Annotated in this window: 14 protein-coding genes and 1 tRNA gene; 3 read left to right on the top strand and 12 right to left on the bottom strand. The window is 64.8% G+C overall.

The features are described 5' to 3' along the window. Nucleotides 1-3: 3 nt before the first annotated feature. From trpA to JJ918_RS11125, 4 genes are read right to left on the bottom strand one after another with little or no spacing between them, the layout of a single operon-like run. Nucleotides 4-792 (bottom strand): tryptophan synthase subunit alpha, encoded by a 789-nt coding sequence (trpA, locus tag JJ918_RS11140; RefSeq protein ID WP_291887109.1) that lies wholly within the window; start codon nt 790-792, stop codon nt 4-6. Next, nucleotides 793-2,025 carry a tryptophan synthase subunit beta gene (gene trpB, locus JJ918_RS11135; protein ID WP_291887106.1) on the bottom strand — a complete coding sequence of 411 codons (1,233 nt, stop codon included), beginning with the start codon at nt 2,023-2,025 and terminating at the stop codon, nt 793-795. A 34-nt stretch (nt 2,026-2,059) separates the two neighbouring features. After that, nucleotides 2,060-2,692 carry a phosphoribosylanthranilate isomerase gene (locus tag JJ918_RS11130; RefSeq protein ID WP_291887104.1) on the bottom strand — a complete coding sequence of 211 codons (633 nt, stop codon included), beginning with the start codon at nt 2,690-2,692 and terminating at the stop codon, nt 2,060-2,062. Nucleotides 2,693-2,746: 54 nt separating this feature from the next. Next, nucleotides 2,747-3,688, bottom strand: coding sequence for a LysR substrate-binding domain-containing protein (locus JJ918_RS11125; protein ID WP_291887101.1), 942 nt, complete (start codon nt 3,686-3,688; stop codon nt 2,747-2,749). 90 nt (nt 3,689-3,778) lie between these two features. Here JJ918_RS11125 and JJ918_RS11120 point away from each other — a divergent pair, with 90 nt between their 5' ends. Continuing rightward, nucleotides 3,779-3,925: a hypothetical protein gene (locus JJ918_RS11120; protein WP_291887098.1), complete on the top strand. Its 147-nt coding sequence runs from the start codon at nt 3,779-3,781 to the stop codon at nt 3,923-3,925. Between the two features lie 224 nt (nt 3,926-4,149). Here JJ918_RS11120 and JJ918_RS11115 read toward each other — a convergent pair whose 3' ends face one another. From JJ918_RS11115 to aroA, 4 genes are all read right to left on the bottom strand, one after another. After that, nucleotides 4,150-4,458 (bottom strand): integration host factor subunit beta, encoded by a 309-nt coding sequence (locus tag JJ918_RS11115; RefSeq protein ID WP_291887095.1) that lies wholly within the window; start codon nt 4,456-4,458, stop codon nt 4,150-4,152. Nucleotides 4,459-4,580: 122 nt separating this feature from the next. Next, nucleotides 4,581-6,443, bottom strand: a complete 1,863-nt coding sequence (gene rpsA / locus JJ918_RS11110) for a 30S ribosomal protein S1 (protein ID WP_291887323.1) — start codon at nt 6,441-6,443, stop codon at nt 4,581-4,583. A gap of 24 nt (nt 6,444-6,467) precedes the next feature. Further along, nucleotides 6,468-7,094: a (d)CMP kinase gene (gene cmk, locus JJ918_RS11105; protein ID WP_291887092.1), complete on the bottom strand. Its 627-nt coding sequence runs from the start codon at nt 7,092-7,094 to the stop codon at nt 6,468-6,470. Nucleotide 7,095: 1 nt separating this feature from the next. Next, the gene (gene aroA, locus JJ918_RS11100; RefSeq protein WP_367277694.1) at nt 7,096-8,436 is read right to left on the bottom strand and encodes a 3-phosphoshikimate 1-carboxyvinyltransferase; all 1,341 of its coding nucleotides are present in this window, start codon (nt 8,434-8,436) and stop codon (nt 7,096-7,098) included. A 111-nt stretch (nt 8,437-8,547) separates the two neighbouring features. Here aroA and JJ918_RS11095 point away from each other — a divergent pair, with 111 nt between their 5' ends. Continuing rightward, complete coding sequence (locus tag JJ918_RS11095; RefSeq protein WP_291887086.1) at nt 8,548-8,994, top strand: TIGR02300 family protein; 447 nt, start codon at nt 8,548-8,550, stop codon at nt 8,992-8,994. 107 nt (nt 8,995-9,101) lie between these two features. After that, nucleotides 9,102-9,177: transfer RNA gene (locus JJ918_RS11090), tRNA-Ala, on the top strand. Nucleotides 9,178-9,415: 238 nt separating this feature from the next. On the opposite strand, the gene JJ918_RS11085 is transcribed toward JJ918_RS11090, so the two are convergent. The 4 genes from JJ918_RS11085 to rpoN all read right to left on the bottom strand — a co-directional run bounded on the left by JJ918_RS11085 (nt 9,416) and on the right by rpoN (nt 12,989). Next, a complete protein-coding gene (locus JJ918_RS11085; RefSeq protein WP_291887084.1) occupies nt 9,416-10,042 on the bottom strand; it encodes a hypothetical protein in 627 nt (208 codons plus the stop codon). A gap of 123 nt (nt 10,043-10,165) precedes the next feature. After that, nucleotides 10,166-10,630 carry a PTS IIA-like nitrogen regulatory protein PtsN gene (gene ptsN / locus JJ918_RS11080; protein WP_291887081.1) on the bottom strand — a complete coding sequence of 155 codons (465 nt, stop codon included), beginning with the start codon at nt 10,628-10,630 and terminating at the stop codon, nt 10,166-10,168. A gap of 28 nt (nt 10,631-10,658) precedes the next feature. Continuing rightward, nucleotides 10,659-11,288, bottom strand: a complete 630-nt coding sequence (raiA, locus tag JJ918_RS11075; protein ID WP_271187510.1) for a ribosome-associated translation inhibitor RaiA — start codon at nt 11,286-11,288, stop codon at nt 10,659-10,661. A gap of 186 nt (nt 11,289-11,474) precedes the next feature. Continuing rightward, nucleotides 11,475-12,989, bottom strand: a complete 1,515-nt coding sequence (rpoN, locus tag JJ918_RS11070; protein WP_291887076.1) for an RNA polymerase factor sigma-54 — start codon at nt 12,987-12,989, stop codon at nt 11,475-11,477. Between the last annotated feature and the right edge of the window lie 6 nt (nt 12,990-12,995).

Genomic DNA, 12,995 nt, shown 5'->3' with positions numbered 1-12,995 from the left:
TCCTCAGCGGCGTGCAGCGTGCACAGCGGACGACAGGCGCTTTACCAACTCTTGTGCTCCGGCAACACCGCCTGAATGCATGGCATCGACGATGGCCGAGCCCACCACGACTGCGTCAGCCGTGCGGGCAATGGCGGCGGCCTGGTCCGGTTCCTTCACGCCGAAGCCGACTGCCACGGGCAATCCGCTGGCGCGCTGGACGCGGGCAACAGCCTCGCCGACTTCGGTCACCGCACCGGACCCGGCACCGGTCACCCCTGTCGTGGAAACGTAATAAACGAAGCCCGACGTGTTGGCGACAACGGTCGCCAGACGCTTGTCGTCGGTGGTCGGGGTCGCCAGGCGGATCAGGGCGATGGAGTATTTGCCCAGTGCGGCGCGCAGCTCGTCGTCTTCCTCCGGCGGCACGTCGACGCAGATCAGCCCGTCCACACCGGCCTTTGCCGCGGCCTTGGCAAATGCCTCCCAGCCCATGTGATGGATCGGGTTGGCATAGCCCATCAGGACGATCGGCGTGTCCTTGTCGGTCTTCCGGAATTCCGCCGCCTGGGCGAGCGTGCCCTTCAGCGTCATGCCGGCTTCCAGCGCCCGCAATGCGGAGGCCTGGATCGCCGGGCCGTCAGCCATCGGATCGGTGAAGGGCATGCCCAGCTCGATCACATCGGCGCCGGCCGCGGGCAGGGCGTTGAGCAGCGCCTGGCTGTCGCCGTCGCCGGCCATCATGTAGGCGACGAAACCGGCCCGGTTATAGGCAGACAGTTCGGCGAAGCGGGTGTTGAGGCGGTTGGTCATCTAGAGCTCCACCCCCAGCATGCGCGCCACCTGGGGCACGTCCTTGTCGCCGCGGCCGCACATATTCATCAGGATGACGCCATCCTTGCCCAGCTCCTTGGCGAGATCGCGGACGCGCGCCAGGGCGTGGGCGGGTTCCAGGGCCGGGATGATGCCTTCCAGCTTGGTGCACAGCTGGAACATTTCCATGGCCTCGGCGTCGGTCGCCGAGACGTATTCGGCGCGCTTCATGTCGTGCAGGAAGGCGTGTTCCGGACCGATGCCCGGATAGTCGAGCCCGGCCGAGATGGAGTGGGCGTCGATGATCTGGCCGTCATCATCCTGCAGAAGATAGGTCTTGTTGCCGTGCAGGATGCCCGGCTTGCCGCCCTTCAGCGAGGCGGCGTGCTTGCCGGTCTCCACGCCTTCACCCGCGGCCTCCACGCCGATCAGGCGGACTTCCTCATCCTCGATGAAGGGGTGGAAGAGGCCCATCGCATTCGATCCGCCGCCGATACAGGCGACGCAGGCATCCGGCAGGCGTCCCAGGCGTTCCTTCATCTGGGCGCGTGCCTCACGGCCGATGATCGACTGGAAATCGCGCACCATGGCCGGATAGGGGTGCGGACCGGCGACCGTGCCGATGACGTAGAAAGTGTCCTTCACATTCGTCACCCAGTCGCGCAGCGCCTCGTTCATGGCGTCTTTCAGCGTGCCCGTGCCCGAAGTGACCGGCACGACTTCCGCGCCCAGCAGCTTCATGCGGAAGACGTTCGGTGCCTGGCGCTCCACATCCGTGGCACCCATGAAGACGGTGCAGGGAATGCCGAAACGTGCGGCCACCGTGGCCGTCGCCACACCATGCTGGCCGGCGCCGGTCTCGGCGATGATGCGCGTCTTGCCCATGCGGCGGGCCAGCAGGACCTGGCCGAGACAGTTATTGATCTTGTGGCTGCCCGTATGGTTCAGCTCGTCGCGCTTGAACCAGACCTGGGCGCCGCCGAATTCTTCGGTCAGGCGTTCGGCGAAATAGATCGGGCTGGGCTTACCGACATAATCCTTCAGGAAGAGGTCCATCTCGGCGCGGAAGTCCGGATCCGCCTTGGCGGTCTCATAGGCCTCTTCCAGCTCCAGGATCAGCGGCATCAATGTTTCGGCGACAAAACGACCGCCATAATCGCCAAACCGGCCACGCGCATCCGGCCAGGCCGAGAGCGCATTGGGACGTGTATCGGCGGACACGGGTTCGCTCATGGCTCGGCTCCTTGGTTGGTGCGCACTGGCGCGGTCAGACCGCCAGGGCTGCGGCAAAAGCTTGCATCTTCGCGGCGTCCTTGACGCCCGGTGCGCTCTCTATGCCGGAAGACACATCGACCGCGCCGGCCCCTGCAGCCGCGACAGCGGCGCAGACATTGGTTGCATCCAGCCCGCCGGACAAGAGCCAGGGCACGGAAATCTGCAGCGATTTCAGCAGAGCATAATCATAGCCCGTGCCGTGGCCGCCCGGACGGTCGGCGCCCTTCGGCGGTTTGGCATCGAACAGGATCATGTCGGCGATGCGGTCAAAGGCTTTCACGGCCTCCAGATCGGCCGCCTCGGCGACGGGCAAGGCCTTGATAACGCCCCGCTTTGCGTAGGCGCGGGCCTGCACGACGCGTTGCGGTGTCTCGGACCCGTGCAGCTGGATCCAGTCCGGATGCATGGCGTCGCGAATACGCGCCAGGAGATCGTCATCCGGATTGACGGTCACCGCGACCGTTTCGCTGGCTTTTGCCAGATGGGCCAGTTCGCCGGCCAGCGACGGGCTGACATGGCGCGGGCTCTTCTCGAAAAAGACATAGCCGGTCCAGCGCGCTTCGGCCTGCTCGGCCGCAGCGACATCCCGCCCCGTCTTCAATCCGCAGAACTTGATATCCGTCATGCCAGACCGGTTAGCGCGTCAAAGGGCCGTTGGGAAGCGCGACACAGCGTTGCGCTACACGGTCTCCCCCGCATCGGGGAAGGCCGGGGCGGGCTGGTTGAGGCAGAAAGCCATCGGCTGGAACAGCATCCACTCCACGAAGGACCGGATTTTCGGCTCCCGCGCGCGATTGCGGTCATAGACGAGATAGTGGGCCACCTTGTGGTCCAGCTCGGCCTCGAAGGGCCGCACCAGTATCCCGGCCGCGATCTGTTCGGCGAAGTAGAGGGGCGACACGGCAACGGCGGCATCTCCGGCCGCAATCGCTGCCGCAATCTCCATCGACTGGGTTTCCAGCTCCAGCGCGGCACGTTCGGGCAGGCCCGATGGATCGGCACCGGCATTGTCGAACCAGTCGCGCCACCAGGACATCGGCCCGAACAGGCGCAGTTTCAGGAGGTCGGCGGGTGTGTCGATCGGGCCGAACCGCTCGACGGCGCGGGCCGGAACCAGCGGGGTGATTGTGTCGGCGAACAGGAAGCGGGCCTCCAGCCCGTCCCAGCGGCCATGGCCCAGCCGGATGCCGATATCGGCGTCGCCGCCGGCGATGTCGACCACTTCGGAGCGGCTGTCGATGCGCACCGCGAATTCGGGATGGGCGATCTGGAAATTGCCGATCCGGGGGACGAGCCAGTTCGAGCAGAAGGTCGGCAGAGCTGTGATGGTCAGTACGCTGTCACGATCCTCCCGCACCTCGCGGAAGGTGCGTTCGAGCATGCGGAAGGCTTCCGACGTGCCCTGCGCCAGCTGGCGGCCGCGTGCCGTAAGCTCCACATGCCGCGCTTTGCGCTCGAACAGGGCGAAGCCGAGCCGGTCTTCCAGCAGCTTGATCTGATAGCTGACCGCAGCCTGGGTCATGCCGAGGGCTTCGCCGGTCCGGGTGAAGTTTCCCAGCCGGGCGGCGGCCTCGAACACGCGGATGGCGTGGATGGGCGGAAGGTGGTGCGGATTAGTCATAAGTTCACCTTATCAAAGCCCATCAAAATCGCGTTGGTCAAGGGCGTTGCGGGTGCCTAAATCATGGTCACGCTTATGACGGAGATGGTCATGACCCTCGCTGAACTGATGATTGAACACACCCCGCCCCGGATTGTGGGCAGTACGCACGAACGCCGCAGCATGAGCTGGACCGGCTGGCTGGTGCCCCGCTTTGAATGGCTGTCCGGCCATGAGGACTGGAACCGCAAGATCTGACGGCTTGCCGGTGGCCCGATGCCGATGGGCTGCCGGCCGGGGCGGCGGGATCCGGACTTTCGTGATGCCGATGACGAAGGCCGGTGTTCTGCCCGGATGCCGGAGACCGGACCCGCCGCCAAATCCTCCCGACCCGAAAAGCTTCGTTCCCCCGAAGAGTTCCCGCCTACGACAAAGGGCCCGGCAATCTGCCGGGCCCTTTGTTCATGCAATCGGATTGTCGTTTATTCGGCGAGTTCGGGATGGGTCTCCCGGGACGCATCCACCCGCTCGCGCAGCTCCTTGCCGGTCTTGAAGAAGGGTACGTGCTTCTCCTTCACGGCAACGCTTTCGCCGGTCCGCGGATTACGACCGACGCGGGCCGGGCGGTGCCGCACCGAAAACGCACCGAAACCACGCAGCTCCACGCGATCACCCTCGGCGAGCGCGTCCGTGATCCCGTCGAGGATCGTGTTGACCACCCGCTCCACATCGCGGTGGTAAAGATGGGGATTGGCTTCGGCTAGTTTGTCGATCAATTCCGATTTGATCATTGAGCACCTCCGCACCAGAAAATCCGATCCTTGCGCCTGCGGACCCAGCCGTCAATGCGCAGCCACAAAAAAACGGCCGGAGCGTGAGGCTCCGGCCGTTCTTTCTGGTTGGATCAGGACGACTAGTTGTCGCCCTTCTCGCCCTCTTTCTCGCGCAGCGCGGCGCCGAGAATGTCGCCGAGCGAAGCGCCGGCGTCAGAGGAACCGTACTGTTCGACGGCTTCACGCTCTTCGGAGATCTCCAGCGCCTTGATGGACAGGGAGATGCGGCGCGAGGCCTTGTCGATGTTGGTGATGCGGGCATCGACCTTGTCACCGACCGCGAAGCGTTCCGGACGCTGTTCCGCACGATCGCGGGACAGGTCGGACTTGCGGATGAAGGACTTCATCGAGCCGTCGTCGCCGAAGGACACTTCGATACCACCCGAGGTGATTTCGGTGACCGTGCAGGTCACGGTGTCGCCGCGGGACACGCCGGACGAGTCCATCGGGTCGCCGCCGAGCTGTTTGATGCCCAGGGAGACGCGCTCCTTCTCGACGTCGACGTCGAGCACCTTGGCTTCGACGACATCGCCCTTCTTGAAGCTCTCGATGGCTTGCTCGCCGGACTGCTCCCAGGAGATGTCCGACAGGTGCACCATGCCGTCGATGTCGCCTTCCAGACCGACGAACAGACCGAATTCGGTGATGTTCTTGATCTCGCCCTTGATGGCCGTGCCGGACGGGTGCGTTTCCGCGAAGACTTCCCACGGATTGCGCTGGGTCTGCTTCACGCCCAGGGAGATGCGGCGCTTCTCGGCGTCCACGTCGAGCACCATGACCTGGACCTCTTGCGAGGTGGACAGGATCTTGCCCGGATGGACGTTCTTCTTGGTCCAGGACATCTCGGACACGTGGACGAGGCCTTCGACGCCCTCTTCCAGCTCCACGAAGGCACCGTATTCGGCGATATTCGTGACGCGGCCCTCGAAGACGGCACCGACCGGGTATTTGGCGGCAACGCCTTCCCACGGGTCGGACATCAGCTGCTTCATGCCGAGCGAGATGCGCTGGGTTTCCTTGTTGATCTTGATGATCTGGACTTTGACGGTCTGACCGACTTCCACCACTTCGGACGGATGGCCGACGCGGCTCCAGGACATGTCGGTGACGTGCAGCAGGCCGTCGATACCGCCCAGGTCAACGAACGCACCATAATCGGTGATGTTCTTGACCACGCCGTCGCGGGCTTCGCCCTCGGCCAGCTGGCCGACGAGTTCGGCGCGCTGTTCGGCACGGCTTTCTTCCAGCACGGCGCGGCGCGAGACCACGATATTGCCGCGCGGACGGTCCATCTTCAGGATCGCGAACGGCTGTTCCTGGTTCATCAGCGGGCCGACATCGCGCACGGGGCGGATATCCACCTGCGAGCCCGGCAGGAAGGCCGAAGCGCCGCCCAGATCGACGGTGAAGCCGCCCTTGACGCGGCCGACAATGGCGCCGTTGACCGGTTCCTTCTTGTCGAAGGACTTCTCGAGACGATCCCAGCTTTCTTCGCGGCGGGCTTTGTCGCGCGACAGAATGGCATCGCCGAGCGCGTTCTCGATGCGCTCGAGGTAAACTTCGACTTCGTCACCCGCTTTGGGGGCTTCCGAGCCCGGGCCCGTGAATTCGCGCAGCGGGATACGGCCTTCGGTCTTCAGGCCGACATCGACCACCACGAAATCGTTTTCAATCGCGGTCACGGTACCTTTGACGACCTGGCCTTCCGCGAGATCGCGGCCGGCGAGGCTCGCCTCAAGCATTGCGGCGAAATCGTCGGTCGTCGGGGTGAGAGATTCTGTAGACATGTTAAAGGGTTGCTCCGATGCAGCGACAGTATTGTGTCTGTCTGTCCTGTCGCCGCTTGGCCGTTTCCGGCCGGTTGGACGTTGTACAAAAGGGCGCCAGTCCGGACCGCCACAACGATCGTCGTCACGGAAATCGCGTCTGGAACACCCGGCTATTTCGTTGCGCTAGCGGTGGAAGCGTCACGCCTTTTGGCGCTTTTCCACAATACGGATCGCTGTTGCAACGGCCGCGTCTATACTCAAGGAAGACGTATCAAGCAAGGTCGCGTCGTCGGCGGGCTTCATCGGTGCGTCGGTGCGCTCGGCATCGCGGGCGTCGCGCTCGCGCGTCTGTTCGAGCATCGTCTCGAAATTCAGCGTCTCGCCCTTGGCCCGCAATTCCTCCCAGCGGCGGCGGGCGCGGGTCTCGGCATCGGCCGTCACGAAGAGCTTCACCTCGGCATCCGGACAGATCACCGTACCGATATCGCGGCCGTCCAGGATCGCCCCGCCCGGCTGTGTCGCAAAGGCGCGCTGCAGGTCGAACAGCGCCTCGCGCACTTGCGGAATGGCCGCCACGCGGGACGCCATCGAGCCGGCCTCGGCCGTGCGGATCCGGTCCTCGTCGATTGCGGCCAGGTCGAGCTGTGCGGCCAGCCGGGCGCAGGCTTCGGCGTCTTCCGGGTCGATCCCGGCCTCGATGACGGCCAGACCCGTCGCCCGGTAGAGCGAGCCCGTGTCCAGATGCGGCAGGCCGAAATGATCGGCCAGCGCCCTGGCGATCGTGCCCTTGCCCGAGGCGAGTGGTCCGTCGACGGCGATGATCATGTCACGCCGGCTCCAGCTGCACGCCCAGCTCGGCCATGTGCGCAAAGAAATCGGGATAGCTCGTGGCGATCATGGCGACATCGTCGACCGACGCGCCCTCGCGCGAGGCCAGGCCGAGCACCAGCCCGCTCATCGCCAGGCGGTGATCGTGATGCGTGACCGTGCGACCGCCGCCCTTCACGCCGCCCAGGCCTGCGCCATGGACGGTCAGGCTGTCCTCACCCGTCTCGACGTGGACTCCGCTGGCACGCAACAGCTCTGCCGTTCCTTCGAGGCGGTCGCTTTCCTTGGCGCGCAGCTCGGCCAGGCCGGGCATGAAGGTCGTGCCTTCGGCAAAGGCGGCGGCGACGGCGAGGATCGGGTATTCGTCGATCATGGCCGGTGCCCGTTCGGCCGGGACCTCGATACCGCGCAGCGCGCTGGTGCGTGCCGTGATCGTCATTGTCCGCTCGCCGGCCATGTCGGGACCCGGCTCGACCGTCAGCTCGGCTCCCATCTCGCGCAGCGTCTCGATCAGGCCCGTGCGCGCGGGATTGTCCATCACGCCGGTCAGCGTGACCTCCGAGCCCGGCGTGATCAGCGCTGCCACGATCGCGAAGGCCGAGGAGGACGGGTCGCCGGGGACATCGACATCGCAGGCGGTCAGCGCCTGCGGGCCGGCAAGGCGGATGGTGGAGGCCGGGCCGTCGCGCTGTACGTCGATCGAAGCGCCAAAGGCGGCGAGCATGGTTTCCGTATGGTCCCGCGTGATCTGCGGCTCGTGTACGCGGGTTTCACCGTCAGCGCTCAACCCGGCCAGCAGGATCGCCGACTTTACCTGCGCGGAAGCGACCGGCGGCGTGTAGTCGATACCGCGCAGCTTGCTGGGCGAAAGACGAGCCGGCAGCCGGCCGTCACTGGTCTCGAACAGGGCGCCCATGGTTTCCAGCGGATCGGTCACCCGGCGCATCGGGCGCGAGGACAGGCTTTCATCGCCGATAAACTCCGCGGCCACGCCACGGCCCGCGACCGCCCCCATCACCAGGCGGACCCCGGTGCCGGAATTGCCGAAATCGAGCGGTGCGTCGGGCGTCGCAAAGCGGCCGCTGGTGCCCAGCACGGTCCAGGCGCCCGGGCCCGTTCGCTCGACACCGGCGCCGAGCGCGGCCATGGCTTTTGCCGTGTTCAGCACATCTTCGCTCTCGAGAAGCCCGGTGATCCGGGTTTCGCCGCGGGCGAGGGCGCCGAGGATCAGCGCGCGATGCGATACGGATTTGTCGCCGGGAGCCTTCAGGCGGCCGGACAGCGCTTTGGCCGGCAAGGCCGCAAAAGGCCCGCTTCGACGGGACGGAATTTCGCTCATGAAAGGAAAAACTGGGTTTGAGGTGACAAGACGGCGATCAGGTTTTGACAGAGCGCGATGATCGTGGCAACGGGTCCGGCCGAAATTCGAATCTGGTTGTGAAGGGAAGTCATGGCCAAGCCAGAACTGGGAAGTAAGCGCGCCTGCCCGAGCTGCGGCGCCAAATTCTACGATCTGGGCCGCCGGCCGGCCCGTTGTCCGAAGTGCGAGACCGAGTTCGATCCCGAACTCGAGGATCCGCGTCTGAAGTCAGCGCCGGCCCCGGAGCCGGAAGACGACGAGACGCCGGTCAAGAAGGCGCCTGCCGATGATGACGGTTATGGCGACGAGGACGACGACACGCCGGAAGTCGACGCCGAAGCCGATCGCATCCCTGATGATGACGACGATGATGACGACGAGAACGGTTCCGGCCTCAGCGACGATCTGCCGGACGATTTCGACGATGACGATGTCAGCGACGATGATGATGACGATGACTCGACCAAGGTCCTGATCGACGACGAAGACGACGAGGATTTCGCCGGCTTCTCGATCGAGGATGAAGAGGATATCTAGGTCGTTCCGGTCATCTGCATTTGACGCGCACAAGAGGCTTGATCCCGGGGAAAACCGGGACTAGTTTCCGCGCTCCTCGCCGGGACCCAATCCGGCGGACGGGATAAGGGGCCATAGCTCAGTTGGGAGAGCGCTTGAATGGCATTCAAGAGGTCGGCGGTTCGATTCCGCCTGGCTCCACCACCCTCCTGATCTCACGGCAGTCCGCTTCGCGGACGCCTCCGATGGGGCGGCCTGACCGGCCGGCGCGCGGTCGCGCTTGCGAACCCTGCGGGTTCGTACCTGGTCGTCCAGCTCCACCATCCTTCGCTCCCCCGGACTTGATCCGGGGTTCGGCTAGGCAAGCCGCGCAGTTTCCTCGAGCGAAGGATGCCACGCCGAAGCCTTGGCGTAGGAGGCTAGAGGAAAAGTCCTAGCACCATCAAACCCCGCCCTCCGGCGGGGTTTTTGCGTTTCCGGCCTCGAGTTCCTGTTTGAGCTGCTGCCGCTGGCCTTCCAGCCCTTCGGGATAGTCGGCGACATCGCCGTATTCGAGAAAACCGTCATAGCGCCGGTGGGTCCCCGCCACCCGTGCGGCATGTTTGATGGGGCACCAGTACTGTTCGGTCCGTGACGCGATTTCCGCCACATAGGCCAGCACGCCGTTGGCGTAGGCACAGTAGAGGCAGTTCAGCTTCTGGATCACATTGAGGTAGGGCAGCTTGTGCCGGTCGAAGACGACATAGTCGCGCCGGCGGACACGGGCGAGGCCGTAAACCCTGAAGCAGATGGACTGGTACAGGCTGGCAAAGGCGTCGAGCGCCGTAATCGGCAGGACGACGGCGTAGATGAAGGGCGCCGTGAGCACGGCCATGACGCCCGAGGCAAAGAGATAGCGGTGCAGTCCGATCTTCAGTGCCTGCTGCCGCTTGCGCACGCGGCGCGAAATCACGATCCGCCCCTGGCGCATGCGGTACCCGAAGGCGCGACGCCGTTCGGCGAGCCGGTCCTCCAGCTCCGTTTCAAGCGTGCGAATTCTGGCAATCAGGTCGTCGATCTCGGCTCTCATGGCGATCTCCGCAGCGTGGCGGCTCGCATGATAGCGTGATCGGGCTGGCTTGTCTGACGTCCAAACGGGCTGTGACAAAAAGCCTGACGGCCCGGACGAGGCGAACTCCGTCCAGGCCGGTTATCAGGCTGCGTCTGTCGCCGGCTCGCCAGCGAGAACGGCATGGATCGCCTCGCTGTCGGGCGCGGCGCGAAGCCGCTGACGCACATCCTCGCGGCGCAGGAGCCGGGAAACCCGGGCCAGGGCCTTGAGGTGTTCCGCGCCGGCTTCTTCCGGCGCGATCAGCATGAAGATGAGATCGGCAGGGCGGCCGTCGATCGACTCGAAATCGACCGGCGTCCGCAGGCGCGCGAAGATGCCGACCACGGAATCAATGCCGGCCAGACGGGCGTGCGGAATCGCAACGCCCTGGCCGACACCGGTCGAGCCGAGCCGTTCGCGCTGGAGGACCGCGTCGAAAATCGCGCGGGCCGGCTGACCGGTCAGGTCAGCCGCCAGCTCGGACATGGCCTGCAGGGCCTGTTTCCGGCTGGACGCACCCAGATCGACATGCACCCCCCCGCTGGGGATCAAATCAGCTAACGCCATGCTTCGCTTCTCGTTGCTGGGCCGGTTGCTACTCGGCCGGCTCCGGTCGGTCAACTCGGGAGGGGTCGACCCAGCCGATATGCCCGTCAGGGCGGCGATACACGATGTTCAGACCGCCATTGGCCGCATTGCGGAACATCAGGAAGGGCGAGTCCGCCGCATCCAGTTCCAGCGAGGCCATGCCGACCGTCAGCGTACGCACTTCGCCCGGCCGCTCGGCAATCACGATCGGCTCCGGTGCACCGTTTGCAGGCGCGCCGTGATCCTCGTCATCATCGAAATCATCGTCATTCCAGGTATCGGGACTGCCCTTGAGCACGACAATCTGAAGCGACTCGGCCGGCAGTTCGGCCTTGTTCGCATTGTGGTGGTTCTTCAGTTTCCGCTTGTAGCGGCGGAGGCGCTTCTCCAGACGCTCCATCGTGTTTTCCGCTGCCTTGTAGGCGTCGTCGGCTTCGCCGTGAGCCTGCAGCATGGCGCCCGAGGGCAGATGCACCGAGCAGTCGACGCGAAAGCCGATGCCTTCGCGCGAGATCGATACATAGGCTTCGCCCGGACGATTGAAGTATTTGGATACGCCGTCTTCAACCCGCGACAGGATCTGTTCCCGCAGCGCGTCGCTGACGTCGATACCCTTGCTGACCACCTGTATTTGCATGCGCTCCTTCCCGCTGGCCATACACCAGCACGTGAGGCGTTGACATCACGGTGCCGCCCCTCCCCGGAAAGCGGGCGGAACCTAGTCGCGGGGTGGGCCGGGAGTCAATGCGTGTGTGCTCCGGTCAGCCGACGAACCGCGACTGCGGCGGACGGGGGTCCGCCGGGGCGCTTGTTCAGGCCTTCCCTAGCCAGCACGTTTCAAAATTCGACGACGCTGGACCGAGGAGGGGATGTTGAGCGCCTCCCGGTATTTGGCCACAGTCCGGCGTGCGATTTCAATCCCTTCGTCACGCAAATGTTCGACGAGCTTATCATCAGATAATACGTCTTCGGCGGTTTCCTGGTTGATCATGGTCTTGATCCGGAAACGGACGGCTTCGGCCGAGTGGGCGTCCCCGCCGCCTGCAGACGGGATGGCGGAGGTGAAGAAATACTTCATCTCGAACATGCCGCGCGGTGTGGCGACATACTTGTTCGAGGTGACGCGGCTGACGGTCGACTCGTGCATGCCGATCGCATCGGCCACCGTCTTCAGGTTCAGCGGACGCAGATAGGCGACGCCGTGGGCCAGGAACATGTCCTGCTGGCGCACGATCTCGCTGGCGACCTTGAGGATGGTGCGGGCGCGCTGGTCGAGGCTCTTCACCAGCCAGCTGGCATTTTGCGAGCACTCGGTGATGAAGGTCTTGTCGGCTTCCGAGCGGGCGACGGCCGTGATCTCGTTATAATAGCGGTTATTCACCAGGACGCGCGGCAGGGTGTCGGAGTTCAGCTCGACCTGCCAGCTGCCGTCCGGCGACTGGCGGATGAACACGTCCGGTTCGACGGCGCGGGTCGTGTCCGACGAGAAGGCCAAGCCCGGCTTGGGCGTAAGGTCGCGGATCTCCGCGATCATCTCGTCCAGGTCCTCATTGTCGACGCCGCACAGGGATTTCAGGGCGGCATAATCGTGCTTGGCCAGGCGCTCGAGATTGTCCAGCAGCGTCGCCATGGCCGGATCGAGCCGGTTCTTGTCCTTCAGCTGCAGGGCGAGGCATTCGGTCAGGTCGCGGGCCATCACACCCACCGGGTCGAAGCCCTGGGTCAGTTCGAGGACCGACTCGATCCGCGCGCGCTCGACACCGAGCTGTTCGGCGATCTCGTCGAGATCGGCGCGCATATAGCCGTCATCATCGGCCAGATCGATGAGGTGGGCACCGATCAGCTTGTTCACCGGATCCGCGGTCGCCGTCGCCAGCTGGGCGTGCAGATGTTCGGACAGGGACAGTTCGCGCGAGGAATTGGCAATCGCGTCATAGTCTTCGCCGGGCGCACCGCCGCCGCTGCTGCCCGTGGGAGACCAGTTGCCGGCACCCAGCGCATCGCCGGTGCTGCCCGTGCTGTCGACACCGGACAGGTCGGACTTCGAGTCATCGCCATGGATGACGTCCGAATCGGCATCGATGGAATCATTGGCATCGGCAGACGGGGACGACAATTCCAGCTCGCGCGGCTCGCCTTCGCCTTCCTGGCGCAGCGATTCGGTCGAGCTTTCGCTTTCGTCGCGTTCGAGCAGCGGATTGCGTTCCAGTTCGCCTTCGACGAACTCGGCCAGCTCGATATTGGAGAGCTGCAACAGCTTGATGGCTTGTTGGAGCTGGGGCGTCATCACCAGGGACTGGCCCTGGCGCATGTCCAGCTTCTGCATCAATCCAGCCATGTGAAC

The sequence above is a fragment of the Maricaulis sp. genome, assembly GCF_017642925.1.
Classification (GTDB): Bacteria; Pseudomonadota; Alphaproteobacteria; order Caulobacterales; family Maricaulaceae; genus Maricaulis.
Note: the sequence above shows the minus strand (reverse complement) of the source record. Positions and strands in the feature narration are given on the sequence as shown.